Origin of the sequence: Caballeronia sp. SEWSISQ10-4 2, from assembly GCF_030464885.1 — a bacterium.
Taxonomy (GTDB): Bacteria; Pseudomonadota; Gammaproteobacteria; order Burkholderiales; family Burkholderiaceae; genus Caballeronia.
In genome coordinates, this window is sequence record NZ_JALPRJ010000037.1 from 42,313 (window position 1) to 68,446 (window position 26,134).

The 26,134-nt window shown below is 60.0% G+C and carries 23 protein-coding genes and 1 pseudogene; 16 read left to right on the plus strand and 8 right to left on the minus strand.

The genetic code is table 11. The annotated features are described in order from the left end of the window. The first annotated feature begins 48 nt into the window (after positions 1 to 48). Positions 49 to 357: a hypothetical protein gene (locus tag M0D69_RS24145; protein ID WP_301784396.1), complete on the plus strand. Its 309-nt coding sequence runs from the start codon at positions 49 to 51 to the stop codon at positions 355 to 357. Between the two features lie 143 nt (positions 358 to 500). Here the strand turns inward: M0D69_RS24145 and M0D69_RS24150 are convergent, their stop codons facing one another. Then, positions 501 to 698: a helix-turn-helix domain-containing protein gene (locus M0D69_RS24150; protein ID WP_301784397.1), complete on the minus strand. Its 198-nt coding sequence runs from the start codon at positions 696 to 698 to the stop codon at positions 501 to 503. Between the two features lie 204 nt (positions 699 to 902). Here M0D69_RS24150 and M0D69_RS24155 point away from each other — a divergent pair, with 204 nt between their 5' ends. Beyond that, entirely contained in the window at positions 903 to 2,456 is a 1,554-nt protein-coding gene (locus M0D69_RS24155; RefSeq protein WP_301784398.1) for a methyl-accepting chemotaxis protein, read from the plus strand. Positions 2,457 to 3,473: 1,017 nt separating this feature from the next. Beyond that, positions 3,474 to 5,282, plus strand: coding sequence for a phospholipase D-like domain-containing protein (locus tag M0D69_RS24160; protein WP_301784399.1), 1,809 nt, complete (start codon positions 3,474 to 3,476; stop codon positions 5,280 to 5,282). A gap of 178 nt (positions 5,283 to 5,460) precedes the next feature. Here the strand turns inward: M0D69_RS24160 and M0D69_RS24165 are convergent, their stop codons facing one another. Next, complete coding sequence (locus tag M0D69_RS24165; protein WP_047897181.1) at positions 5,461 to 5,694, minus strand: hypothetical protein; 234 nt, start codon at positions 5,692 to 5,694, stop codon at positions 5,461 to 5,463. Positions 5,695 to 6,345: 651 nt separating this feature from the next. On the opposite strand from M0D69_RS24165, the gene M0D69_RS24170 reads away from it, so the two are divergent. Continuing rightward, positions 6,346 to 7,359, plus strand: coding sequence for a flippase-like domain-containing protein (locus tag M0D69_RS24170; protein ID WP_301784400.1), 1,014 nt, complete (start codon positions 6,346 to 6,348; stop codon positions 7,357 to 7,359). 25 nt (positions 7,360 to 7,384) lie between these two features. Here M0D69_RS24170 and M0D69_RS24175 read toward each other — a convergent pair whose 3' ends face one another. Further along, positions 7,385 to 8,158 carry a glycosyltransferase gene (locus M0D69_RS24175; protein WP_301784401.1) on the minus strand — a complete coding sequence of 258 codons (774 nt, stop codon included), beginning with the start codon at positions 8,156 to 8,158 and terminating at the stop codon, positions 7,385 to 7,387. Positions 8,159 to 8,282: 124 nt separating this feature from the next. On the opposite strand from M0D69_RS24175, the gene fae reads away from it, so the two are divergent. The 7 genes from fae (at position 8,283) to M0D69_RS24210 (ending at position 13,835) form a co-directional block, all read left to right on the plus strand. Then, positions 8,283 to 8,816, plus strand: coding sequence for a formaldehyde-activating enzyme (gene fae / locus M0D69_RS24180; protein WP_301784402.1), 534 nt, complete (start codon positions 8,283 to 8,285; stop codon positions 8,814 to 8,816). A 120-nt stretch (positions 8,817 to 8,936) separates the two neighbouring features. Then, complete coding sequence (locus M0D69_RS24185) at positions 8,937 to 9,086, plus strand: hypothetical protein (protein ID WP_301784403.1); 150 nt, start codon at positions 8,937 to 8,939, stop codon at positions 9,084 to 9,086. Between the two features lie 233 nt (positions 9,087 to 9,319). Then, positions 9,320 to 10,354 carry an ABC transporter substrate-binding protein gene (locus M0D69_RS24190; protein ID WP_301784404.1) on the plus strand — a complete coding sequence of 345 codons (1,035 nt, stop codon included), beginning with the start codon at positions 9,320 to 9,322 and terminating at the stop codon, positions 10,352 to 10,354. A gap of 15 nt (positions 10,355 to 10,369) precedes the next feature. Beyond that, entirely contained in the window at positions 10,370 to 11,194 is an 825-nt protein-coding gene (locus tag M0D69_RS24195; protein WP_301784405.1) for an ABC transporter ATP-binding protein, read from the plus strand. Between the two features lie 26 nt (positions 11,195 to 11,220). Next, positions 11,221 to 12,069, plus strand: coding sequence for an ABC transporter permease (locus tag M0D69_RS24200; RefSeq protein WP_301784406.1), 849 nt, complete (start codon positions 11,221 to 11,223; stop codon positions 12,067 to 12,069). Between the two features lie 31 nt (positions 12,070 to 12,100). Continuing rightward, positions 12,101 to 13,033 (plus strand): acetamidase/formamidase family protein, encoded by a 933-nt coding sequence (locus tag M0D69_RS24205; protein ID WP_301784407.1) that lies wholly within the window; start codon positions 12,101 to 12,103, stop codon positions 13,031 to 13,033. Positions 13,034 to 13,070: 37 nt separating this feature from the next. Next, positions 13,071 to 13,835 (plus strand): SDR family NAD(P)-dependent oxidoreductase, encoded by a 765-nt coding sequence (locus M0D69_RS24210; RefSeq protein ID WP_301784408.1) that lies wholly within the window; start codon positions 13,071 to 13,073, stop codon positions 13,833 to 13,835. 22 nt (positions 13,836 to 13,857) lie between these two features. On the opposite strand, the gene M0D69_RS24215 is transcribed toward M0D69_RS24210, so the two are convergent. Next, positions 13,858 to 16,230 carry an acetamidase/formamidase family protein gene (locus M0D69_RS24215; RefSeq protein WP_301784409.1) on the minus strand — a complete coding sequence of 791 codons (2,373 nt, stop codon included), beginning with the start codon at positions 16,228 to 16,230 and terminating at the stop codon, positions 13,858 to 13,860. A 398-nt stretch (positions 16,231 to 16,628) separates the two neighbouring features. Between M0D69_RS24215 and M0D69_RS24220 the strand changes: the two genes are divergently transcribed. Beyond that, positions 16,629 to 17,807 carry an acetamidase/formamidase family protein gene (locus M0D69_RS24220; RefSeq protein WP_301784410.1) on the plus strand — a complete coding sequence of 393 codons (1,179 nt, stop codon included), beginning with the start codon at positions 16,629 to 16,631 and terminating at the stop codon, positions 17,805 to 17,807. Between the two features lie 59 nt (positions 17,808 to 17,866). On the opposite strand, the gene M0D69_RS24225 is transcribed toward M0D69_RS24220, so the two are convergent. Beyond that, positions 17,867 to 18,409, minus strand: a complete 543-nt coding sequence (locus tag M0D69_RS24225) for a hypothetical protein (RefSeq protein ID WP_301784411.1) — start codon at positions 18,407 to 18,409, stop codon at positions 17,867 to 17,869. 53 nt (positions 18,410 to 18,462) lie between these two features. On the opposite strand from M0D69_RS24225, the gene M0D69_RS24230 reads away from it, so the two are divergent. The 3 genes from M0D69_RS24230 to M0D69_RS24240 all read left to right on the plus strand — a co-directional run bounded on the left by M0D69_RS24230 (position 18,463) and on the right by M0D69_RS24240 (position 22,137). After that, on the plus strand, positions 18,463 to 19,155 hold the full coding sequence (locus M0D69_RS24230) for a cyclase family protein (protein ID WP_301784412.1): 693 nt from the start codon (positions 18,463 to 18,465) through the stop codon (positions 19,153 to 19,155). 61 nt (positions 19,156 to 19,216) lie between these two features. After that, positions 19,217 to 20,071: a transporter substrate-binding domain-containing protein gene (locus tag M0D69_RS24235; protein ID WP_301784413.1), complete on the plus strand. Its 855-nt coding sequence runs from the start codon at positions 19,217 to 19,219 to the stop codon at positions 20,069 to 20,071. 170 nt (positions 20,072 to 20,241) lie between these two features. Continuing rightward, complete coding sequence (locus M0D69_RS24240; RefSeq protein ID WP_301784414.1) at positions 20,242 to 22,137, plus strand: amino acid ABC transporter permease/ATP-binding protein; 1,896 nt, start codon at positions 20,242 to 20,244, stop codon at positions 22,135 to 22,137. A 336-nt stretch (positions 22,138 to 22,473) separates the two neighbouring features. Here M0D69_RS24240 and M0D69_RS24245 read toward each other — a convergent pair whose 3' ends face one another. Beyond that, complete coding sequence (locus tag M0D69_RS24245) at positions 22,474 to 23,370, minus strand: hypothetical protein (protein ID WP_301784415.1); 897 nt, start codon at positions 23,368 to 23,370, stop codon at positions 22,474 to 22,476. 398 nt (positions 23,371 to 23,768) lie between these two features. Then, positions 23,769 to 24,191, minus strand: a complete 423-nt coding sequence (locus M0D69_RS24250; protein WP_301784416.1) for a VOC family protein — start codon at positions 24,189 to 24,191, stop codon at positions 23,769 to 23,771. Positions 24,192 to 24,669: 478 nt separating this feature from the next. On the opposite strand from M0D69_RS24250, the pseudogene M0D69_RS24255 reads away from it, so the two are divergent. Beyond that, positions 24,670 to 24,780 (plus strand): annotated as a pseudogene (locus M0D69_RS24255) (MerR family DNA-binding transcriptional regulator); the annotation flags it as partial. Between the two features lie 76 nt (positions 24,781 to 24,856). Here M0D69_RS24255 and M0D69_RS24260 read toward each other — a convergent pair. After that, positions 24,857 to 25,696, minus strand: coding sequence for a MipA/OmpV family protein (locus M0D69_RS24260; RefSeq protein ID WP_301784417.1), 840 nt, complete (start codon positions 25,694 to 25,696; stop codon positions 24,857 to 24,859). Positions 25,697 to 26,134 lie beyond the last annotated feature (438 nt).

Sequence of the window (26,134 nt, forward strand, 5' to 3'; positions counted from 1 at the left end):
GGCAAGAAAGTCTCGAGCTCCGAGAAGCTTGTTTGCACGGACCCGGAATTGTCATCTCTCGACGACAAGCTGGCGATATCCTTCAAACGCGCGAAAGACGTGGCTCCGGACGCAGAGGCCTTTGAGGACGACCACGTCAAGCAGTGGCAATGGCGTCAGCGCAACTGCAAAGACAAGACCTGCGTGGTCAACTGGTACAACCGTCGCATCAGTGAACTCGATGCGGACTTCAATCAAGGAACGCAACACCAGATTGTTGTCCTCAAGGCCAATCTGGCAGAGCAAAAGATCACGGATACGGCTCAAGCAGCCGTGTTGAGAATGAAGGGCGATGGCGTTCCCGGATCTTTGCAATAACCCGCACACGCTGCTTGCTTAGCGGTTTTTTTTTGTCTGTCGGCTGGCTTGAGCACCCTTGAGCCAGCCGACGGAGCTTGCCGGTTTTCTTCCAGATCCGCTTTCCGTGAGTTCACGAAAGGCGGGATATTTACCTGTCGCGCTCAGGCTGCGTCCTCGTCCTCAATGCTGGAAAAATACCGCGTCGGCGCTGCGCCAAGCGCGCTGCGAAACATCGCAGTGAATGAACCTGGATGGTCGTAGCCGACCCGGGCAGCCACCGCCGACACCGACTCGCTATCAGCGAGCCTCGATACGGCATCCAGCACGCGTGCCTGCTTGCGCCACGCCGCAAACGGCAAGCCCGTCTCCCTGACCGGCCGCCATCTTCGTGGCCCAGGCGATGAACATCCACCTCACGTTCTACGAGCAGTTGAAGATCCTCGCCAAATGGCGCGCGGCGTCCGGAGACCAGACGCGGGCGGCGGGATCGTCCGCGACTGTAAAGTTAGCTGACGTATCTGCCGATAACCAATCTTGACTCACTGAAAAAAGATGTGAACTTCATGCGTTTCAAGCTAACGATCAAGTTGCGTTTATTGGCCACGCTGGCGTTGCTCGGCGTCTTGCTCGTCTCAACAGGGATACTTGGAATTGCAGGCATGCGCGCCTCTAACGGCGCCGTCAAACAGGCCTACCTGAACGATGTGGCTGCCGCCACTGCGCTCGGCCGTTCCAACCTGAACCTCACGGTCGTGCGCACGACGCTCGACCGCGTGCTCCTGCATCCCGAGGCGCCTGACACGGCCGCGCTCGTGGACAAGGCATTGAGTTATCTGGCGGTATCGAACACGGCGTGGACGGCTTACCAGGCGTTGCCGGCCTCCGATGCCGAAGCGGTGCTGTCGAAAGCGGTGTCAGATGCCCGTGCCGCGCTGCTGCATAACGCGATCGAACCGATGATAGAGGCCATCAGAAAGGGCGACCACGCAACGGCGGACAAGCTTGCGATGGTCGACGTTCCACCGCTATCTGCCTCGCTCACACAGAAATCCGCTGCGCTGGACAAGTTCCGCAACGAGCAGGGTGCGACCCGCTATCAGTCGGCGCAGGATCGTTACGATACCTTGCAGACGTTTACCTTGATTGCTATCGCGGTGGGACTGCTTGCGTGTGTCGTCAGCGGGTTCAACCTGCTGCGCTCGATCACACGCCCGCTTAATCTCACATTGCGTCATCTCGACCGGATCGCCCGGGGTGACATGACGGAGAAACTGGACCTCGACGCCGGCGATGAAATGGGCCAACTGGCCGTGAGCGTAGGTACGATGCAAGACGGTATCGCCACGATGATCGAGCAGATCGCGCGAGGCACGGAGTCGATCGCAGCAGCCACGCACCAGATCTCGGCCGGTAATACCGACCTCTCGCAACGCACCGAGGAGCAAGCGGCATCGGTAGAAGAAACCGCCGCGAGCATGGAACAGCTGACGAGCGCGGTCACGCAGAACGCGGAGCACGCACGGCAAGGCAAGGCGCTGGCGGAATCCACGAACGTTGCCGCGACCCGGGGAGCCGATGTCGTCGACAAGGTGGTCACGACCATGGGGCAGATCGACGAAAGCGCCAGGAAGATGGGCGAGATCATCGGCGTGATCGAAGGGATTGCATTCCAGACCAATATCCTGGCGCTCAATGCCGCGGTGGAAGCGGCGCGAGCGGGCGACAAAGGCCGGGGGTTCGCGGTGGTTGCTGCGGAGGTTCGCACGCTGGCCCAGCGTTCCGCCGTTGCGTCGAAGGAGATCAAGGAACTGATCGACGTGTCCGCGGCGCGCGTGGCAGACGGCTCGCTGCTCGTCAATGAAGCGGGCGTGACTATCGGCGAGGTTCGTGCTGCGGTGCGCCGCGTGACCGTCATCATGGGCGAGATCGCGACGGCATCCGCGGAACAGAGCGACGGCATCGAGGAAGTCAATCGAGCGGTCTCGCAAATGGACGAGATGTCGCAGCAGAATGCCGCGCTGGTCGAGCAGGCTGCTGCGGCGGCAGCGTCGCTCGATGAACAGACGGGCTTGCTCAAGGCCGCAGCTGGGCGCTTTCAGTTGCGGCGGCTTGCATAGCGAGGCGGGCTTTTCGTTCGCACTCGGTCGGGGGGCTGGTTTTTTGGGGTAACGGTCGGGGTTGATGCTGGGTTGCTGCTTTCAGCGTCCGTGGCCGGTCTATGCTGGCTGTTCTCTTTATCACTATTAGCCACTGTGCGTGGCGGCACGTCGTTTCTTTGTCCAACGGCGAAAAAGAAACAGAAGCAAAGAAAGCGCCTCCCAACAATCAGCAAGTTAGTGTCCCTAGCGTGCAGGCCGCAGTTTTTGGCACCTGATAGCACGGTGCTCGCCAGACTCGATAATGTTTGAACCCCTCCTTCTCGCGAATCCTGACACGAACACGCTTCGCCCCCAACGCTCTCGGGCAAGCACGATGACCCACAAACCAGTACGGCCTCACGTGTGCTGGTTGCCTCATTTCGTGGTGGGTTGGCTACGTGGTCTGCGTGCTTTTTTCTTGCGATGGTTGTACGCGGATAGCGCGGGGTATCCCTTGGGCAGGTTCCGTCACTGGTGGCGAAGCGTGTGGGTATCCGTGTTCGGAGAGGTCGGGGTTCAAACATTCTCCAGTCTGGCGAGCACCGTGCTATCAGGTGCCAAAAAGTGAGGCCTGCACGCTAGGGACACTAACTTGCCCGTGGTTGGAAAGCGCTTTCTTTGCTTCGTTTCTTTGTCGCTTTGGACAGAAATGACGTGCCGCCACGCACAGTGGCTAATAGCGATAAAAAATACAGCTAACTCACGAAGACCACTAACGCCGAAAGCACCAACCCGGCATTGACCCCGACCGCTCCCCCTACAACCACCAAACCCCGCCCACCAGCGCGAGCAAAAACCGCGCCCTCATCATCAAAGCGTCATCAAACGTTCAAGCCGTTAGGCAACTATCTGCTCACTGACACGCCGTGTCAGTGACGCGTCCGTCCGCCACCTTCACTTTCACCCGGCCGCAAAGAACCGCGCCGCTGCTCCACGAGCAGCCACGAGCAGTCGCGGCCATGGCGCGCATGCCACCCCGGTACCCAGGAGATACGCATGTCTGCAAAATGTATTGCTCTCTCGAACAACGACGTCATTCTTGTTGCATGGACCTTCGAGCACAAGCTTGCCGGCTGTGTCGGTTTCGATGTCCGGCGCGTTGATGCGTCAGAAGTGCAGACGGGAAGCAGCGCCCCGCAAGGGGTGTCGTTACCTGCCATGGCCGGTTTTCCCAGCAACCCCGATTCGGGACACGCCGGGCAGACGACGGCACAGGGCCCGATCCAGAAATTTTTCTGGAAGGACCTGTATGTCAGGGACGCTCACACGCACGGCGCCACCGTCTACCAGATCATCCCGCTTCAAGGCACATTCAGCAAAGATGCGCCTCCGAAGTTAGCGCCGCTCGAAGGTGCCCCCATCCTCTATTCAAACCCCGTCAGCCTGACGGCGGAACACGGACCGAAGGACGACCCGGGCGCCGTCAAATGCTATTTCAACCGGGGCATTCTCGCGACGCAGGCGCTTGCCCGGCAACTCCCGAAGAGCAAGAGCGATCTGCCGGATTCGGGCGTGCTGCTCAAACGCATTGCGGACCCCGCTGACCCGTTGCGCAAGTCGCTGGCAGGCGACCTCGTAACGGTGCTGCCGTCGCTGCTTGAGGAGGCTAAAGCGCACGGTGGAAGTTGCTACGCAGCGTTGTATGAGCTCGCCGACAAACAACTTGAAGCGGCCCTCATCGGCAACAAGCAATTGCATCTGATCCTGTCGAATACCTTCGACAGCACGACCCACGACGATGACCGAGAAAACGCCCCCGCACGCGAAGCGCTGCATCATTCGGGCGTCGATGTAACGGATCGGATGCTTCCTGACGGCAGTCATATCGGGCACAACAAGTTCATGCTTTACGTCGATTCTCACGGCAAGCCGGACACCGTGCTGACGGGCTCGACCAACTGGACACCGACCGGTCTTTGCGCACAGACCAACAACAGCATCGTGCTGCGCTCAGCGTCGCTGGCGAGTGCTTATTCGACGTACTGGAACGCGCTCAAGAAAGATACGCTGGGCGCGGGCACGGACCCACACGCGTTGCAAAGCAAAGCGTTCCGTACGGCAAACGCCGCCCCGATTGCCGTGCAGATTCCAGGCGCCAAGAAAGCCACGCTCTGGCTTTCGCCCAACACGCTTCAGAAGAACAAGGCTAAGGATGTGACACCGCCCGACATGGCAGACGTGTATGCCCGCATCGAGGGGGCGAAATCCGCGGTGCTGTTTCTCGCATTCGATCCGGGGCAGCCCAGCATCATCGATGCCGCTGCTTCGGCGCAGGAGAAGAACGGAAAGCTATTCATCCGCGGCGCGCTGACGAACGCGGACCGGGCGGGAAACTTTGTCATCGACTTGCACAACAATAATTCGACGCCAACGGACCCGGCGCAAGTGATTCCCACCGAGGGCGTCAATGACGCGTTCGGCGTCTGGGAAAAGGAGCTCGCCAAAGCGGGGCACGCGGTGATTCACGACAAGATAGTCGTCATCGACCCGTTCGATCCTGACCGGTGCACCGTGGTGGTCGGCAGCCACAACCTGGGCAACAAGGCGTCGTCCACCAACGATGAAAACTTCGTCATCATCGAAGGCAATGTCAGTCTGGCATGCGCGTACGCAGTCCACGTGCTCGACGTGTACGACCACTACAGGTGGCGCTATCTGCTTGCGCAGCACGGAACCCAGGATAGCTGGCAGGGCTTGCATGAAGACGACTCGTGGCAGAGCGCCTACTTTTCGCCGAACGGCAAACCGAACAATGCGGAACTGTCGTTCTGGCTGGGAGCTTCTGTGGGTGGCACGGGTGAGTAATCGGCGCTAGAGCATCGGAAGCAGGGCGAGCGCTGGTGCAACAGCGGTACTCGCCGGGGTGGAGCCAACATGGCTCCACCCCGGATGGAGTTCATCATTTCCGCACTTCCAGCGTCGCTTCGACCGTATGCGGAACGACGTGCCACTGTGCGCCGCTAGCGCGTGGCCGCAAGTCGTTTCACCTGGCCGGTAATTGTTGAAATGGCGAGCGCGGCAAGGGCTCGCCATCGATGAACGCTGTGGCACTGCGTACAGCAAACTCGTAGGCACAATCGCGATTGGCAAACTGTCCAAGATCCCCAAGAGACGTAGCTTCGCCGTCTTCCTCCAGAATGGAAACGCGCGCAAGGAACGTGTTGCCTAGTCGTGTTACGGAGGGTTGAATAGCGGCACCGTGGTGATAAAAGACCATCGCATCTCCTTTCATGAATTGCCGGATTGCAATAACTGTAGCGTTGCAATTTGTCGATGTGAAAATGTTACTTTTCCCCACTGAGCGCATAACTAAAACCGGATACGCGCCAAGAAAATCAGCACTTTCGGTCCCATGCGCCGACGCGCTGGCGGCCAATGCAAATAGCGTCTTGGCGGTGAAGTGAGAACATGCAAATTTCGTGCGGGGAGGCTTATGAAGCTACCCCGGTCTGACGACCGTTGTGTGACGTGAGCGGCCGATCTTCGCAACACAGCATTGCGTGCGTGGACGATGGATAGAGGAAGATTCAGTGCCGTATCAAACGGTCGCGGAACGATAGAGTCGTGACGGCTGTCTCTGCAGGAGCGCGGTGGCCAAGGCCGTGCTTGTCACCGTGCGACGAAGTGCGACTGTCATCATCGCACTGGAGAATGCGGGTTCGATCACACCGGCGACCGGACGATGCAGAGCGCTGCGTTGTCTCGCATCGCACGAACTCAGGTAATCAAGCTGCTTTAAGGACGCGCCCAACCGCATGCATATTCTTCGGCCTCTCAAACCACGGATCGTGCCAGACGACTCGATCGCTCCATCGCCATATAGCCTGCGGATGTCGAGTTCATGCGCCCGGCGGCAAGGGCGGACCTCGTGACCGGCGCTCACACACGTAACGCGGCGACGATGCTCGCCGTGCTGGGGGTCGGACTCTCAATGGGCGTGCCCTTCGTACTAGGCCCCCAGGGCTTGTTCACGAGCCTGCTGACGGTGCCGGTGCAAGTATTCCTGGCGCTGGCAGCGAGCGCCGCTGTGAGCGCGCTGGCGAAGGCTGGCAAGCTGCACTTGTTGCAAGCGACGCTTGGGCTTCGTCTGCGTTTCTTGCGCACGTTTGCGATTACCCTCGTAACCGATTTCGCCTTCCTCGTCTCGCCTCTGGGAGCAGCCGGGTATGGGGTCAATATGGCATTGCTGCAGCGCGCCGGGGCCTCGTGGGCGATTGCCACTACTGTTGTCGGCGCCGACCAGGCACTCGATCTGACGTTCTTCGCGATAGCGGTGCCGATCGCGCTTGTGTTTTCCGTGGGCCCACTGACTTATCTAGCCCCGAGAGTCAGCTTGTCGACCGTCGCCGGAGTGTTGGGAGTTGTCGCGATCCTGATCGGCGCGCTATGGGCATGTCGCGGGTATATCGCGCGTGCGTTTGACGCGGTGGGCCACCGTGTCCCATGGATCAAAGCGCGGCGGGCCCGGTTGGAGCGGTTCCGCCAGAGTGTGCGCCAGCAGTGGGTATTGCTATTGACGGGACCGCGCGACCGGTTCGCCGCATTATTGCTGCTTACTACGCTGCAATGGCTGCTTCGCTACAGCGCCCTGTGGTTTGTCCTGCTCGAACTTGGGTACCGGTTGCCCCTCGGATTCGTTCTGGCGGTGCAGGCGGTGGTGCTGCATGCGGCGCTCTGGACGGGCGTGCCCGCTGGCGGAGGCGGCGGCGATCTTGCGCTTGCTGCCGCGTTCGCGGCCTGGGTTCCACGGGCGGCCATGGCGACGGCCCTGATGCTTTGGCGTTTCGCCACGCTCTATTGCCCGCTGATTCTGGGCGCCGCTGGCTTTGCTGCCCTTGCATGGCGGCGGTACATGGTCACGTCAGCTGCCGCTCCCGACTGAGTCCCGCAGGGTAGCGCAGGGTGGATTAAGCCGCGGTATCGCGAGGCCTCCTGATCCGCACGGAGAACGGTGCGTGTCCGGCATGATCGACTCGTAGAGCAAATAGATGACACGTCTGTGACAGGAGGGCGAGCGGGTAAGTGACCGTCAACAAGTCGGCGATCATGCGCCATTCCGCGCGGATGCCTTTCCAGTAGCCGAGTTTTTCAGTCTTGCGGGCTTGCGTGACCTTGGGCCAGTGGGTGACCGCAATCGAGAGCCGGCGCGCGATGATCAGGCGATTCATGAACACTTCAATTCCAAAGCGCGGTAAGCGATGAATTTCCTTGAGCGCCTCGCTCAGCAGTTCTTTCCTGACCATGCGCTCTCCCGAAACGAAATCGAGACCGATCGCGCGAAACAGCAGCAGGCTGTTCTGCCGCAGGCTCAGGCTGACATCCGCGGCGCCGCTCAGCACGGGGGCCGCGAGCGCGGTGACGTGTTCGGCGGCGAGCCCCTTGAGGTCCGCATCGAGCAGCATGAGCAACTCGTTCTGGGCGGCGGCGATGCCAACGGCCATCGCCGCGCTCTTACCGCGGTTCACCTCGCATTGAATCAAGCTTACTGATGGAAAGCGTTTGACGATCTCGGCAGTGCCATCGGTCGAGCCGTCGTCGACCACGATGACTTCGCCCAGCAGTGGATGCGCGGATGCGACCGCGAGCACCGCGCCAATCCGCGGGGCCTCGTTGAATGCGCAAATGATGCATGAAACACGGTGACGATTTCGGCGGTCGGACGATGTGGAAATGGCGTTCATGCGCAACAGCAGTTGAATGAGGAATGATTCAAGGTTTTCGCAGCCATAGGACGCAATAGCCTGCAACGGAAAACGCGGTGATAGAGTAACCGCTTTGCATCGAACCCGCTAAGGAGACAGCTCGATGACCGATAAATTCATATTCCATGCTGGCGAAGCCACCGTGTTTGCCGCCCCTGGCCAGGCTACCGACGCCATGCCGGAAATCTTGATTGGCCGCGTCGACGGGCCGGTCGGCCAGGCGTTTGCGAACATGATGGCGCAGAGCAAGGGGCACACGGCCATGTTTGCCATCCGCGCCTGCAACCAGCTCGTGCGCCCGGTCACGATGCTCGTGCCGAAGGTGACGCTCAAGGACATGGCGACCATCGAATTGTTCGGCGGCGTGGTGCAATCGGCTACGGCCGATGCGGTCATCGACTGCGTGATTGAAGGGCTGATCCCGAAAGAGATGGCAAACGAGCTGTGCATCATCAGCCTGGTCTGGATCGACCCGCGCTGTGTGACGGATCCCAATCTCGACAAGAAGGATATGTACCGCACCAACTACGAAGCGACCAAGCTCGCGATTCGCCGTGCGCTGACCGGTGAACCGACTATCGATGAACTGATCGCCAATCGACACTCGATCAAGCACGACATGGACGACTGGAGCTGATCCCAGGTAACGGTCCCGTCCCCATTGTTGGAGCACGATGTATCGACCGCATTGGCACGTGCTTGCCGATGCGATCGATGCGTCGCGCCCGGTTGATTTTTTCGGCTGCCGGGGAAGCGAATGGACGAAGATGTGCAGCAGTTCGAAGCCGAGTTAGCCAAGCGAGGCGAGGCGGCTGTCCGGGCAGACCTAAACCACACCAACCAGTTCGGCGATAACACCGCAAAGGCGCTCGGCTGGTTGGATTGGGCCAAGCACATCTCGCATTGATCCCGCACCGGCAAGAACATGCTTGCCCGGTAAGTTTGACTCCAACGCATTGGCATCTTTGACCGACACATCGGTCGTCTACTTGTGCGCCGTACGACAAGATTTCGTTCGCGCCAGCGCATATAGGGTATTTATTGAGTTCATATGATGTTCCGAGCGAGACGCATACCGGGCGCGTGCCTGGTGACGGATAGCCTTCCATTCACTGGCAAGCTGCACGGAGCCCGACCAACATGACAACCCTTACGACCATCTCCAGATCCTGCGCTTGTGCCGCGCTATTGCTCGCAGGCACCGTCGGCCTGAGCGAAACGGCGCTGGCTGCGCCACTCCAGCCCATCGAATTCGTCGAAGCCGTGCATAACCTTGGGTACATCGACCTCTACGTCGGCCAGCACGCGAAGATCTTCGAGAAGCACGGGCTAACGCTGCATCTGACAGCAGCCGGCGGTGACACGCAGGCCTTCGCCGCCGTGCTCGGCAGGACCGCGCAGTTCGCGGTGGGTGACCCCACAATGGTCGAGATGTCGCGGGAGCGAGGCGGTCCCGGGATGGTCGTCGGCACACTGGTGCAGCGTGCCCATTACTTCGGCGTGTCGAAGACTGTCGCCGCGCCGATCACCAATCCCAAGGGGTTCAAGGGACTGACCTTCGTGACCTCGCCCGATCCGAACACGAATTACAGTGTCACCAAGAAGCTCATGCAGGACAACGGGCTGAAGCTCGGCGCCGACGCGAAGATCATCGAAGTGAATCCAGGCACGGAGATCGGTGCGATGCTCGCGGGCCGCGCCGACGTGGCCGTCGCATATCAGCCGAATGTCGCGGCGGCGATCGCGCAGGGCGCGAAGGTCGTGTTCGACTTCTCGAGCTACATGGGTCCGTTCTGCAACACCGGCGTGATGGTCCTGCCCGAGTACGCGAAGGCGCATCCCGACGTGGTCCAGGCGCTTGTCGATGCGCTCGAAGAGTCGGCGCGTCTGACCTACGCGAAGCCGGACTACGCCAAGCAGGTCGCGCGCACTGAATTTCCCGACGTGCCCGGCGACGTCGTCGATCGCGCCATCGACATGGAATTGCAATACAAGATCCCGGCGCAGACGATCCCTGTCGACCAGAAGCAGTGGGCCAACCTGATGTCGATGCAGAAGTACCTCGGCAATGTGCAGGCGTCGATTGCATTCGGCGATGTGATCGACAACCAGTACGCCGACAAGGCGGCGAAGATGGCCGCGGCCGGCGGCGGCACGGCCGTCGCCGCCAAGTGAGTGAGCAAGGCGCACATGCCTGAGAGTGAAGCACCATACAGCGCAACCGGCACGCCCGGTAAAACCGGCGTGCCGCTGACTGCGCGCAACATCGGCAAGACCTACGGCGATGACGACGACGCGAGTCCGGTCATCGGTGACATTTCGTTCAGCCTGAAGGCGGGTGAGATCGTGAGTCTGGTCGGACCATCGGGGTGCGGCAAGACCACGCTGCTGAACCTGATGAGCGGACTCGTGCGGCCGACGCGCGGCGACGTGCTGTGGCACGGCAAGCCGCTCACCGATGTCCCGAAGGGTATCGGCTACATGCTGCAGAAGGACATGCTGATGTCGTGGCGCACGGCGCTTGCCAACGTCACGCTCGGTCTTGAGCTGACCGGCATGCCGCGCGCCGAACGTGAGAAGAAAGCCCACGCGATGCTGTACAGGGTCGGCCTCGGAGCGTTCCACGACTACTACCCGACGGCACTCTCCGGCGGCATGCGCCAACGCGTGGCGCTGGCGCGAACGCTGGTCACCGGCCCCGATGTGATCCTGCTCGACGAACCCTTTGCCGCACTCGATTTCCAGACCAAGGTCGTGCTCGAAAGCGACATGGCGAAGCTTGTGCGCAGCGACGGGCGTTCGGTGTTGCTCATCACGCACGACGTGGAGGAAGCTGTGTCGTTGTCGGACCGCGTGATCGTGCTGACGCATCGGCCGTCGCGGATCAAGGTGATCCACGATATCCGCCTGCAGGGCGATCGCAGCGACATGATGGCAATGCGCGACGCCCCGGGGTTCGCTGCGCTGGTACGCGAGATCTGGTCCGAGCTCGACGTGCGTATGGCTGAAACCTGACCCGGCACCTGACGAGGATGAGACGCATGTTCGAGGAAGCAGGCAGCGCGGCGCCCATGAATTCATCGCCTCGCACACTGGCGTCCGTCAAGCGGCGCCGCGCGTGGAAGCGATTGCGTGGCAGGCTCGCGGTTTTTGCCTGCCAGTTCGGTTTGCTCGCCGTGCTGCTCGGCCTGTGGCAATACGCGACATCGAAGCAGGCACTCAACGCGTTTCTATTTGGTTCTCCTTCAGAGATCTGGGGTTTTCTCGTGAAGATGCAGGAGGACGGCAGCCTTGTCCACGATGCGGGTGTGACCGGCATGGAGACGTTGCTGGGGTTCCTGCTCGGCAACGTCATTGGCACGGTGCTCGGGCTGCTGCTCTGGTATTCGCGCTTCGTCTCGAAGGTCGCGCATCCATTCATCGTCGCGCTTGGGTCTATACCGGTGGTCGCGCTCGCGCCGCTTGTGATCATCTGGTTCGGCACCGGGCTTGCCTCGAAGCTCGCAATGTCTACGCTATCGGTAGTGGTGGTGGCGCTGGTGATCGCCTACAAGGGCGCGACCGCAGTAGACGACGACCAGATCAACCTGATGCGCACCCTTGGCGCCGCCAAGCGTCAGGTCTTTACCAAACTCGTCATCCCCGCGTCGCTGCGCGATATCTTCGCGGGCCTGAAGCTGACCGTCGGTTTTGCGCTGATCGGCGCGATCCTCGGCGAGTTCATGTCGTCGGCCGACGGGCTCGGGCATGCCATCTTCAAGGCGGGCAGCCTTTACATCATTCCCAAGGTGTTCGCCGGTGTGGTGGTGACCATCGTCCTTGCGCTTTTTCTTTCGTTTCTCGTCGGACGCCTGGAGCGTTTCCTGATGCCCTGGCACAAGTTCGACTGATCCTGCTTACTCACCGGAAACCGATGAAACCATGAACATTGCGTCCACGCACCATCAGGTCATCAGCAAGCAGCAACTGAAATACGCGCTCGCCGCGACCGACAGCTTTATCGCCGAAGTAGTGCCCGGTGAAACCTTCGAGGTGGAGACGGAGCTGAATATCGGCGGCCATCTGATCACGCATGTGCACGAGAAGCTCGACGAAACGAAGGTGACGCTGCCGTTCGTCAATCCGGCTACCGGGCCGGTGCGGCTGAAGGGGGCGAAGCCCGGCGACATGGTGGTGATCGACGTGCTTGAAGTCGGCGTGCATGGACTCGGTTATACGGCGCTCTGGCCGGGCATCGGGATCTTTCCCGACTGGGTGCGCAAGAAGGAATTCGGCATCCAGAACCGCAACGTCGTGGTGGAGAACGGCATTGTGCACTGGAGCGATACCCTGAAGCTTGAAGCGCACCCGATGGTCGGCGTGATCGGGGTAGCCCCGGTCGCCGGGGGCACGCTCACAATCGATAACGGCGTGCATGGCGGCAACCTGGACATTCAGGAGGTCACGAACGGCAACCGCATCATGTTCCCCGTTTTCCATGAAGGCGCGTACCTCTATTTTGGTGACGTGCATGCTTTGCAGGGCGATGCGGAATGCAACGGCATGGGGGCTATCGAAATTCGCGGTCACCTGACCCTGAGGGTGGACCTCGTGCCGGCGCCTAAACATATGACGTGGCCGCGCATCGAAACGCCGACACATATCTGTGCTGTCGGCTGCGCCCGTCCGCTTGACGACGCCTTGCGCATCGCCTTCGAGGAAATGATCTACTGGCTCGAGGAGGAGTACCGGATACCTGCGTCGGAAGCCTACATGTTGCTGGGACAGATAGCCGAAGCCCGCTGCACGCAGATGGTCAATCCGAAGTTCACCTACGTCTGCAAGGTGGCGAAGAAATACCTTCCGAAGCGGTGACCGTGATAAAGCAATCTTGCTTCTCAGGACAACGACCATGGATTTGCAACTCAAGGGTTTGAAGGCGATCGTCACCGGCGGCACCAAGGGCATTGGCCTCGCGATCGCACGGACGCTTGCGAGGGAGGGCGTCGATGTCGCGATTTGCGCGCGGGATGCAGCAGCTGTCGAAGCGGCGGTGGTTGATCTGAAAGGACTTAGCGGGGGGCGTGCGCTGGGCGCGTCAATCGACGTAGCCGATGGCGCCGCCTTGAAGGCGTGGGTCGCAAGCGTCGGGACGCAGTGGGACGGCCTTGATATCGTGGTCGCGAACGTGAGTGCTCTTGCGATCGGCAACGATATCGAATCGTGGCGCAAGGAATTCGAAACAGACCTGCTCGGCACGGTGAATCTTGTCGATGCAGCGCTGTCGTTTCTGGAGTCGAGCAAGGCTGGGTCCATCGTCGCGATCTCGAGTGTCTCCGGGCGTGAAATAGACTTTGCGGCCGGACCCTACGGCACCTTCAAAGCGGCGCTTGTTCACTACGTGCAGGGCCTCGCTTATCAATTGGCGCCCCGTGGTATCCGGGCCAATACGGTGTCTCCCGGCAACGTGTACTTCGAGGGCGGCGTATGGGACTGGATCGAACACAACAACCCGACGCTCTACGCCGAGGCGCTCGCGTTGAACCCGACCGGACGCATGGCGAATCCTCAGGAGATCGCCAACGCGGTGGTTTTCGTGGCGAGCCCTGCCGCAAGTTTTGTCAGTGGGACAAATCTCGTTGTCGATGGTGCGCTCACGCGGGGTGTACAGCTTTGAGCTGGTGGTGAGCCGATCGGCTTCATGCAGTGAAAAGCGCCTTGCGGATGATGGCGTGGACACCCCAGTTGCCATCCACCACCTGGGTCACGCCGAAATCCACGGCGACCGACATCAGCGAGATCGCTTCATCCTCGGACAAGCCCTTAGTGGACATGAGGAAGCGCCGTGTCTTGATGAAAGCGTCGCGCATGGCCTGGTCGAGCGTCGACTTCTGGTAGACCTCGCTCTGCGCATTTGCGCCGAACTCAGCCAGATAGTTCGGATGACTAAATCCGTGCAACACCCATTCTTCGTCGGTCTCGACGAGCGGATAGGTGAGATCGGCGAACGGCTGGTCCGTCAGCGACTTCTTCTTGTGTAGCACGAGTTCGAAGTCACCAGTCAGCGAGCATTCGATCGCCGTGCCGCACAGTTCCGAATCGCCTTGTGACGCGTGCGGGTCCCCGATCGACAGCAGTGCGCCCGGCACGCCCACCGGCAGATAAACGCTCGCGCCGCGCGCGACCCGCCAGTTGTCCAGGTTGCCGCCGAACGCCGATGGTGGAATGGAATCGATCAGGCCGTCCTGCTGTGGGGCCACAGCGATGACGCCGAAATGCGGCCGCACTGGAATGGTCACGTTCTTGAGGATGTCGTGGTTCTCGACCACCGTCGAGTGATCGACCGGCACGCCGGGATAGTCGATGGTCGGATGGACCACACCGAAAGGATCGCGCTGCGGCGTCCAACGGTAGTTATAGACTGCACGCGCGTAAGCGGTGGCGCTGTCGGGCGCCGGTTCCGTGTCGATCTCGTAGATGGTGACGACTTCGCGCGGCTTCGGTTCCGTCAGCAGCTCGCGATAGTGAAAGCCCCACCACGCAGCCGCATTGCTGCCGAAGGCGCGGCCATGGAATTTGGGGCTGGCGCAACGCCGCGCGTGAATATCGATAATGCGAACTTCGAGCACGTCGCCGGGCTCCGCGTGGCGAACGGCGATCGGGCCCGTGCAGATATGCACGCCGAAGCCTTCACCAGCGCCGCGGCCAAAGATCGATGCATCCATCGGCCCCGCGCCTCGCCGGTTCACGTTCTTGCGCTCGGCAGTCCAGTGGAAAACGCTTTCCGCGCCGGGGTCGCCCGCGACCATGCGCTCCCAGTCGTCGGACGCGTGCTGCGTCAATGTCTCGATGGTGACCGTGTCACCGCTGTCTACTTCGAGCACGGGTTTCAGGTTGTGGCTGAAATAGCCCCAGTGTACGGTGTTTGCCGTCGCGCGCAGCAGGTGATGACGCGGCTTGTCGCGCGGAGCGGGCGCTGCTACTTGGACCGCGTCGACGCAGGGATCATCGAGCGCAACGAGCGTATCCGCGTCCGCCTCGGCACTCCCTTGCTTCGCATGCAGGAGCAGGCCGGTCGCGTTGACCGGCAAACCACGCGAGATGCGGCGCACGAGATGGCGTGCGATCTCGAGACTCGCTTCGTGACGGAACGTACGCGGGGACGCGCCGTAACGTTCGCGAAAGACGCGGCTGAAATGCGCGGGATCGTTGAAACCCCAACGAAAGCAAATATCGGAGACGGAAACCTTTTCGTACAGCGGATCGACGAGTTCTGCACGGCAGCGCTCAAGCCTGCGCGAACGAAGGTAGGCAGAGAAACTTTGCCCCGCGGTTTCGAACAGCTTTTGCACGTATCGTGGCGACACGCGCTCTTCTTTTGCGAGTGTGCCAACGCCCAGTTCGGGATCGCCGAGGTTAGCTTCGATGGACCGGCACATGCGCGAAAAAATAGCCGCTTGCGATGGCGTAAGCCCACCGAACGAACCTTTGTGCTCATGCCCGGCAAGACTCGCCACGAGGAACTCGGCAAGCGCCAGTTCCAACGGACGCAGCTCGCCGGCGGAGAGCGTCTCGACACTTTCCGCTACCGACACGAGAAAACCGGAGAAGACGTGACCGATACCGGTATCGCCCGAAAGACGCGCTGCGCGCAGTGAAAACGGCGACAGTAGGCGGGCGTTGATCGCGACCCGCGGAACCCGCACCATGAACAGGCGAAAGTTCGTGGCGAACACGAGCGACGCCGCTTCCTGTGACGATGCATAGACGATGTCGCGCAGAGCCAGGCGTTCGCGCAGGCCGTCGGTCACGAGCGTCGCGTCGCCGTCGAGATGCAGGACGATCATGAGGCTGTCGGTGTTATCGGCCCTGAGGTCGAGCGTTTGCGGCACAGAAGCAAGCGACGTGAGCTCGAAGCCGCCCGCCGAGGTCTGCGACGTCAACGTGCCGTGCAGCGTGTGCTCGGAAGCCTCGAGCGTGCCGCACCAGCCAAGCCGGTCGAGCGCTGTGCTCCATGCGCGCACGCGTTCCACCTCGGGATATGACTCGGTAGTAAAGCGCGACAGGTCCAAACAAGGCTCCCCAAAGAAAAGCGGAATGACGGGGAGTTCGAAGCAACCTTCGCGCCATCGGACGTTATGGGTGGAGGGTGGTTTTCGACGCGTGGCTTGCCGTAGCGCAGTGCATGGATGCGCCGTTGCGGCGCATCCATGCACGATGAAGCACTTTGCGCGAGCCATTTTTTACGGTCTTTCACTCGCACCGTGCTGTCTTTCTCCACGTTGGCGTGCACACCTGTACTAGCAGTTGTGCGCGGCCAGACAAGTCCTTAAGACTTCGTTCGCGTACGCTTGGGCGCGTGCCTTGGCGCCGAATCCCCGCGTGCGTCGCTTCTCGAGGTCCGGACATGCAGCATCACATTCTTCTCGTATCGCCTGCCACCGTGCATTGGGGATACTTCAGCAAGTGCGTGGCGCCAAGCCTGACGCTACGGTCCGGCGATCGGGCCACCATCGAGACGCTGACCCATCATGCGAACGACGACCACGAGCGCATGATTGCCGGCGACCCTGGCGCCGAGAGCGTGTTCCATTGGACCCGGGAGCACAAGGCGGTGTCGCGCCGCGGCGCAGGCCCGACAGACGGCCCTTTCAGGCTCGGCTCGGGCGAGGGGATCGGCGTGCACCTGCTGACCGGCCCGGTGGTCATAGAAGGCGCGGAACCCGGCGATATCCTGGAGGTTCGCATCCTCGACGTTCGCCCCCGGCCGAGCTGCCACGCTTGTCACGCAGGCCGCTGCTTCGGCTCGAACGTGGCGGCCTCCTGGGGCTTCCAGTATCACGACCTGATCGAAGAACCGAAGCCCCGGGAAGTCGTCACCATCTTTGAGCTCGATACCTCCGGCGAGCCCTTCGCGCGCGCGGTCTACAACTACGTCTGGACGCCGCAAACCGATCCCGATGGCATCGTCCATTCGGTGATCGACTATCCCGGCGTGCAGGTAGACCAGACGCTCGTGCGGCGACGGGAAAAAATTCTTCCCAACATCAAGGTGCAGGCGCGGCTGCATTTCGGGACCATGGGACTGGCGCCTTCCGAGTCGGACTATGTGAGCTCGATTCCGCCAGGCTATACAGGCGGCAACATTGACGACTGGCGCGTCGGCAAGGGTGCGACGATGTATTACCCGGTTGCTGTCGAGGGCGCCTTCTTTTCGGTGGGCGATCCGCATGCGGCGCAAGGGGATAGCGAACTTGGCGGCACCGCGATCGAGGCCTCGCTCACCGGCGATTTCGAATTCATCCTTCATAAAAAGGATCAACTGGGCGGGACGATTTTGGAGGGATTGACTCACCCCATGCTCGAAACGGAGCAGCAATGGTCTGTGTACGGCTTCACTTTTCCCAACTACCTGGCCGAACTCGGGCCCAACGCGCAGGTTGAAGTGGCGCAACACGCCAGCCTCGACAAGGCCATGCGCGACGCTTTCCGGAAATTGCGCCGTTTCCTCATGACCGTGCATCGCTTGAGCGAGGATGAAGCGATTGCGCTGATGTCGGTCTCGGCGGACTTCGGCGTGACTCAGGTTGTGGACGCCAACTGGGGCGTGCACGGCTCGATTCGCAAAAGTGTTTTTACCGGAACGTGAGTGTGTCCTGAACGTAAGCGGCTTATTTGACCGCAAATTTCCGCCAAGGATCTGCATTCCTAAATGCTTGGTAAATCTTCAAATTTCATCTCTTGTCGTGCGCGTGCGGTTTTTAACGACGACTGCGGAACCGAAAAAAAAGCACCCCGAAGGGTGCTTTGATCAGACATGCCTTTAGTTCTTGTTCTTGGCCCCGACGCCCCGACACCCGTTCTCAATGCCGACTGAGCGCCGATAGACGAATCAGCGCATTGCAGTGGTGACTTGTAGACGGATTGTTTTTGAAGTTGTGGAACTGAATATAGATCAGACGAAATTAATGGTGTGAGGAATCTTCGGTGAAGTGTGGGCTGGCGCACGCAACGCTGCGGGCAGCGGTTTGAGGCCTTCAAAGACCCCGGCAGAGCGCTCGACAGCGGTGTCTGCTGACCGGCGAGTGAACCGCGTCGCGACATTGCTGTGGCGCGACCATGCACCTGATTCAATACTGGCCCGATCTGCCTGAGCCAAAAAAGCAACCGCCGCGACTGCAACGAAAATAGGCAAGAGATCATTCGTGCTGATCCAAGCCGCTTTTTTAACCCGATCGTATCTTGAGACATCGACGCCACGCGTGTCGTGCCGACCATAAACGATGGAATGGGAGAACTAGCTAATGTTTCAGAATCCGATCAAGGAAGTAATCGATCTAAGTCACGAAGTCTCCGAGAACATGGAAAATATCTCGGGGTGGACGACCGCATTTCCGATGATGGATACGATCGCCAAGACAAGGCAACTGAGCGGCGGAAAGGTGGGTTATGCAGCCCGAATGATCCTTATTTCGGAGCACACGGGCACGCATATCGATGCCCCTCGCCATTTCGTCGAAGATGGCATGGACGTAGCGTCTATTCCCGTCGAACAGTTGTGTCTGCCGGGCCACCTCCTGGACCTCACTCATCGGAAGGTCGGCGAGGCGATCACGGTCGAGGATTTCGAGGAAGCCGAGACGGCGTCGGGAAAGCCGGTGGGCCCAGGAAGCGCGCTAATTTGCTGGACCGGTGTTGACAAGGTGTGGGGCCAAAAGAATATGAACCGTATCCGGCCGCATATCCCGGCGGAATCGGCGCAATGGATGGTGGAGAAGAGAGTCACGCTGTTCGCTACCGACCTCATCGGCATGGATCATCCGGATGAATGGCATGACCCGACACATCTGGCGTGGCTCGAGAACAATATCTGCATGGTTCAGCAGCTCTGTCATCTCGACAAGCTGGTTCAAAAGGATTTCCTTTTTTGCGCGTTCCCGATCAAGACCATCGGGGGAACCGGTTGTCCGGTGCGCGCGGTCGCGCTGGTCGTCTGAGTGGGTGATCGGACATTCGTAAAACACCTGTGGTACGAGCCGCTTAGGGAGAGACATTGCCATGATCCGCAAGAGCTTTGTTTTACTGATAGTTTTGTTCCTCGCTACGGCGGGCATTGCCCACGCACAGGATGCCAAATGTGAGCCGGCCAGACTCAAGGAGAAGTATCCCAGCCTCGTCGGGAGGACGGTCAAGGTAGCCCTCGATGGCCTGCAGCGGCCGTTCACCTATCGGGACCCTCAAAATCCCGACAGGATCATCGGCGTCGATATCGATCTCGCCAAAGCGACGTTCGATTGCATCGGCGTGCCGTGGACGCAAAGCGTCGGTGTCTGGGCGGGGTTGATTACGTCGGTGACCGAGGGCCGCAATGACGTCATGTGGGACACGCTGAACTACACGCCGGCCCGCGCCAAGCAGGTGAACTATGCGCTGTATCTTTCCGCTGCTACCGGCTTTATCGTGCATGCGGGCAATCCCAAGCATGTCGATAGCCTCGATTCCATCTGCGGCCTGAATGCGGCAGCCGGCCTTGGCACGGTTGAAGAGGCGGCGTTCCACGACCTGGGAAAGAAGTGCGTCAGCATGGGAAAGCCTGACATTAATCTGGTCACTTACACTGACCTCAATGCCGGGCTGCGTCAGGTGGCGAGCGGCCGCGTGGATGTCATCATGACCGACCTTGCCATGTCGAACATCCTTGTCGCCGACCAGCCGCAGAACCTCGCCCTTGCATTCAATATCCTGAGCGGCTTTCACGTTGGCGTCGCGGTGAACAAGGGCGAGACCGAACTGCTCCAGGCCATTTCCGAAGCGTTGAAGGTCGTCCAGGCGAGCGGCCAGGAAAAGGCAATATTGGCGAAGTACAAGGTGGATCCGTCGCTGCAGTATCCCGTCGAGATCAAGACGGAATAGCGGCTGACACGGCGTGCCGGGGCGGCCGGAAGGCCGCTCTTGTCCAACGCGGCATGACAACAGGAACCGCTCAGTTGAACGGCTGCTCGCGCCCGGCGAAGTGTCGACATTTCTAATGGAGCCTATCAGACCCGTTTCCGGCAAAGGCCGGCGAGAAGGAAGATTTGTCAATGGCATACCGATCCGTTGCCCGAACTAATGCTGGAACGACAACGCCATTCATCGCACTGCTGCACGGGTTGCGGGATCTGCTTCATGTCGGCGTGCGGTTCCTGAATCGAAGCGTTCCGAAGCGGACTTTACTGATCGGAGGATTGCTCGCGCTGTCTCTGACAACGGCTTTCGCGGCGAACGATCTGGTGGGCGGGCAGGGAGGAAACTTCGGAAGCGGTGGTTGCATAGTAGGGTGCCCGGACGCTGCATCGACGCCCAAGGCAACACCTAAAGCGGCACCGGCGGTACTGCCTCCAACGGCTACTTCAGCCGCAACCCGGTCGATGATCACCGTATCGGCGATCAAGGCGGCGATAGGTTATCTCTTCGATCCGTTCCTCGCGAAAGGGGCGCTCCTCGCCATCGAAATAGCCGCTCTCGCAATGGTCGGCGGCGCGATCCTCGGCCTGATCCTCGCCTTGATGCGGCTGTCCAGTGTCCGCGCGGTCAGTGGGGCGGCGTGGTCCTACATCTGGTTCATGCGCGGAACGCCGGTCATATTGCAGATCATCTTCCTGTATGACGCGTTGCCCGTGGTGGGCATCGAGCTTGATAGCTTCACTACTGCGGTCGTCGGATTCATGCTCAACGAGGCCGCCTTCAGCGCTGAGATTATCCGCGGCGGAATTCTCTCCGTGGACCGGAAGCAGAGCCTTGCCGCGGCATCCTTCGGCATGGGACCGCTCCTGACGCTACGGCGCATCGTCTTGCCTCAGGCGATGCGAGCCATCCTGCCGGGCATGGCCAATCAAGGCATTTCCATGATTAAAGGCACGTCGATCGCGTCGGTGATCTTCGTGAACGAACTTACTTTCCGGGCGCAGCAGATTGTCGGCCAGAATTTCAAGTTCTTCACGGTCTTCGCGGCCGCCGGTGTCCTCTATCTGGTGATGACGAGCGCTGTCGCCGTGGCGCAATACTATCTCGAGCGTGCCTTCAATCCGGAGACGGAACGCAAGCAGCGCCCAGCGTTGCCGTCGCTTATCGAAAGCACGGATAGGTCGCTTGCTCCGCCGGCCAGGAACCTCCTATGGATCGATGCCGTTCGAACCGCCGATACCCCGGTGCCGGTCTCCGACGATCCCTTCGTCGTCTGCTACAACGTGCAGAAGGCCTATGGGCAAAAGGAGATACTTCGAGGCATCGACCTGGTGATCAAGCGTGGTGAAGTCGTGGTCTTGATGGGGCCGAGCGGTTCAGGAAAGAGCACGCTGCTGCGCCTGGTTAATCATCTGGAACCGCTGGACTGGGGGCAGATAACCGTCGACGGTAAATATGTCGGTTATGAAAAGCAGGTTGGCGGCGGCCTGCGCCCGACTCGCAATCTTGCGAAAGCACGGGCCGACGCCCGTATCGGGATGGTGTTCCAGCATTTCAACTTGTTCGATCATCTCACCGCGCTGGGAAACATCGTCGAGGCGCCTGTTCATGTCTATGGGGAGCCGGCGGCAAAAGCGCACGCGCTCGGCCTCGACTTGTTGAGCGCGGTTGGATTGGCGGCCCATGCAGATCATCTGCCTCATCGTTTATCCGGCGGCCAGCAGCAACGTGTGGCGATAGCCCGCGCGCTCGCCATTTCTCCTCGCCTCATGCTGTTCGATGAACCGACCTCCGCGCTCGATCCCGAGCTGGTGGGTGAGGTGCTGGCTGTTATTCGCAGGCTCGCCAAGGCCGGCATGACCATGATGGTGGTCACGCATGAGGTGCGGTTCGCGCGTGAGGTGGCGGATCGCGTGATCTTCATGGACGAAGGACAGGTGATCGAGGAAGGCCCGCCGAATGAAGTACTCGATCATCCGAAGCATGAACGAACGCAGCGGTTCCTGAGGATGGTTGAAACGCGAGCCGAATGAGATAAGCCTAGAAGGCTATTTGCACGCCGGATGTTCCCTTGAGACGTCGGTTGCTTCAGCCTCCAGATGACCGCGTCCCATCTCTTTGGGCAAAGCCATCCGGCGAGCGAAGTAATGGATGAAAGTTGTCGATCGACATTGATATTACCTAGTCATCCTGTGTTAAGAGAGGGTTAGTCGAACCGCACCTGGTTCATCACCGGCAGTTCTTGCGGATTCGGGCGCTCGCCAAACTCGACGCGCAACAGAGCATCGTGAGGTCGACGGAACTGGACAATTGACCGCCGCGTTGTGACGCCGCGAGCGGCGGCGGAATCTGCACCGTCGGCACTTTGCTCAATGTTTCGAGTAAATCTCGTTCTCGTTCGCAAGCATCTGCGATTCGCGTCGGACCTTATGTCTTGCTGGCGATCGTCGATGCGTCGCTATAGCGGGATCGGCCTGTTCGTTCGTGTTTACGGCAGCGACCTGGTTTACGCCCGACTGCGCCACGGCGCGTAACAGCATGTCGCGCGCTTCGGAATTGGATACGTCGCTCGCCAGGGCGTCGCCTGCCGATCGCAAGACACATGGCATGTCGCGAGCCTTCTCGCAGGCCCGCGCAAGGCCCAGCGCCGACTCTCTTTCATGTTCACGCTGGTTCAGTTCGTCGGCGATTCGCCGCACATCGCTGCGTTGATCCTGACTGGAAGGAAGCATCGCCAACTGTTTGCGCGCGGAGTTTAGTTCGCCCCGCACCATGGCCGAACGCGCAGCATCGATAGTTCCCATCAGATCAAGCGAGGTGTTTCTCGCGCTGACGGGCGAATTGATTTTGCCTGGCGGAGCAGGATCAGGAAGGCCGTTCGCAAGTGCTCCGGCCACGGGCTTTGCTTCCTGGTCGTAAGGCGCCGACCCGTGATTGAGATACGACGCGCCCGCGACCAGTCCGATCAAGGCTATCAGGGCGATCCCGAAAAGCTTGAGACGTCGACCCGCTTGGCCTTTAGAGCCCGGAGCCGTCGTTTCCGGTTCTGAGAAGTTTGGATAGGGCGAATCCACTGGGGTCCGCTTGCCTGCGAACCGGTCGGAGAACATGTCTTCCGGCGCTGCTTCCGGCGCGGGAGGTTCAGCGGCAATCAGGGTTGCAGCGGCAGTTGCAGGTTTTGCGTTGCAGCGCGGACACGCCACATCAGGCGATGCGAGCGGATTGCCGCATACGGGGCAATTATCGGCGTTTTCAGTGGAGGACACGGTGAAGTCGGTCATCAAGAGCCATGGCAAGTCGTTTGGAAAAGCATTTTACGGACCATAGTGTACTGATTATTGCGCTGCCGCATGGTCGATGCTGAAGCGTTCATCCCAAGTTGGGAAGCATAGGTGCGCAGCCCAGTTTCAATTATTCGTCATTGGCCCGACCTGCCTTGTTCCGCGAGCGACGGTCGCGGTAACCAGTATAGAAACCATGATCTGAAAGACAGCAATTTTCCCGAAGAGGGGCACCTGCGTTTCCTTCGATGTTCTCGACACCGAGCTACCGTAAGGCATTCCTGCAAGCATTGAAAATTTTGCAAAGCACACGCCTGCGAGCCGGGTGATGCCGCCAAGCTTTCCATCCGCGTCCGTCAATCGATTCTCGAGGGAATAGCCGGTTAATCACCGGGAAGAAACTGCGGGTTCCAGACAACTTCCCAAAGGTGACAATCCGGGTCCTGGAAATAGCCTGCATATCCTCCATAGAACGTGTCCTGAGCCGCTTTGACGATCTTTGCGCCCGCGCGGCGGCCTTGCTCCATCACCTCATCGACTTCGTCCCGGCTGTTAACGTTATGGCCAATCGAGAAATCGGTCGGACTGGGAGCGGTCTGTGGCAATCTTGTGTCGTGGGCCAGGTTGGCGCGTGCCCAGACCGCCAATTTCAGCGACGCATTCAGATCAAAGAACGCAACGGCTCCATGCTCGAATTCCGTGCCGATAATACCCTCGGAAGGAAGTCCCAGACCGTCGCGATAGAACGCGACAGCGCGGTCGAGATTGTCGACCGCCAGTGTGATTACGGATATTCGTGGCTTCATGAGTGCTCTTGGTTTTGGGCTTGTAAGAGGGCAGCCCGACAGCATCATCGCCGGAGACTATCCGAGGTTCCATGTCACTTCATCGGTCCGTGAATTGTGCTCGCGGGCGTATGCGCTACAGTACGCGATGCGAGACTTGTCCACCAATGCCGACCATGTCGAAGGGTGTGAGCGATGACGACGAGAACGATACGCAAAGCGGCCATTGAAGATGTGCCGGCTCTCACACACATCCTGAACGATGCCCTCGCGTACAAGCTCAGTCACGGCGATTCCGCTGGGGGCAAAGCAGGATGGACCGAGATGGGCGTGCAGCAGAGTCCGGATCGAAGCGAGGTGTATGTCATCGAACAGGACGATATGCCTGTTGCGACGATGTCACTCTCATGGCAAGACGAAAAGTACTGGGGGACTCAAGACCCGATCGCCGGCTATGTGCACCGGGTTGCCGTGCGCAATGGCTTGCATGGCCTCGGACATGAGTTCTTCTCCTTCATTTTTGAACGCTTCAGAAGCAGCCAGGCGCCTCGGTGTGTCGATCAAAGCGTCGCGGCTCTATGAGCGGCAAGGGCTGATAACCCCAGGCAAAGATCTGACATTGCTCGCATGCAGAAGATATCGATGCTCTTCGCTTGGCGCATTGCCACCTGCGCCCTGCAAAACGATCAGAACTGGTAGTTGATCGACACGTCGCACACGCCGCCCGTCTTCGTCTGGGTGATTGGACTATGCGCCGCGCTGCCGAGCAGGCGTTTGAGTGCCCCGTCCGCGGTGACGAACCAGTGCTTGTCGACGAACCAGATCATCGTAATGCCGAAGCCGGCGGACTTGAGTCCGGCGCTTGCGTCATATTGCCGGTATCCGGACGCGGCTGCCTGCGCCGCATTGACGCCGAACCAGCTGTTCATATAGGTCGAATCGGCGAAGGTCACCGACGGACCTGCGAACCAGAAGAACTTCTCCGAACTGCCGGGCATCGGCATGTACGTGCCCAGGTCTGCAGTCCAGCCATTGGAACCTCCGATGCTGCGTGTGACGGCCGCGCGGAAAACAAGCGGAAATTCCTTGGACACGACGTATTCACCGGCCATTTTCAGCTCTGGCGCGGGATTGATATTCCCAAGGCCGTTCAAGCGCGAAGGGTCGTCGTGTCCGCGCCGGCCAAGGTCATAGGCGGCAGAAATACTGGCGCGCCAATTCGGCCCCTGAATTACGTTCACACCAATGCCTTCGCCGGTCGACAAAAAGGCCAGATCGCGGTAACGGACGTCGAGGCTTGGACCCACGAGCATGTGATAGCGATCCGAGCCGTCATAGCGCGGCTCGAACGTGGACCCAATGCCAACTCGCAGTTGCCAATCCGGAACCTTCGGCTGATAAAGTTTTTCGAGCGCGATACCCGCCGAGTATTGCCATTCGCCGAGCGGCGACGGAGTTTGAGCGAGGGCAGCCTGCGCAGCGAAGACGGCAATTGCGGCAGTCGCCCTCGCCAACAAAGTTGGCATGCCCGCTACCGCGACGTCGCACGTTTTGCAAATTTTCTCTGCGCAGGTCGTTGATGCCACAGCGCCTCCATTTCCTTTGTTGGACAGCATCGACCGCGGTTGGCAGTAACCCGCGGTCATCCAATTGCTAGCAACCAACCATCATTCAGCACCGCCATCGTCTGAACTTTTGTCAGATGTGTCATCTCGCTCGGAACGCTTTAGCAAAAGCCGTTCCACTGATTAATGTCGCTTCGGTCCTAAATTTTAGCGATGAACCGCCAGCGGCGCAGACGCGCTTGTTTTGCGCTGAGTTAATGGCGTTGCCAGCGCACAATCAAAGAGCGAATGCTGATACCGCAATGCTCGATCCGGGTCTATAACTCTTAGGGAGCGACGACACCATTCGGCATAGGTTCACACCGTCTAGGTTGTCAACACTCTATGCGCCGATGCATG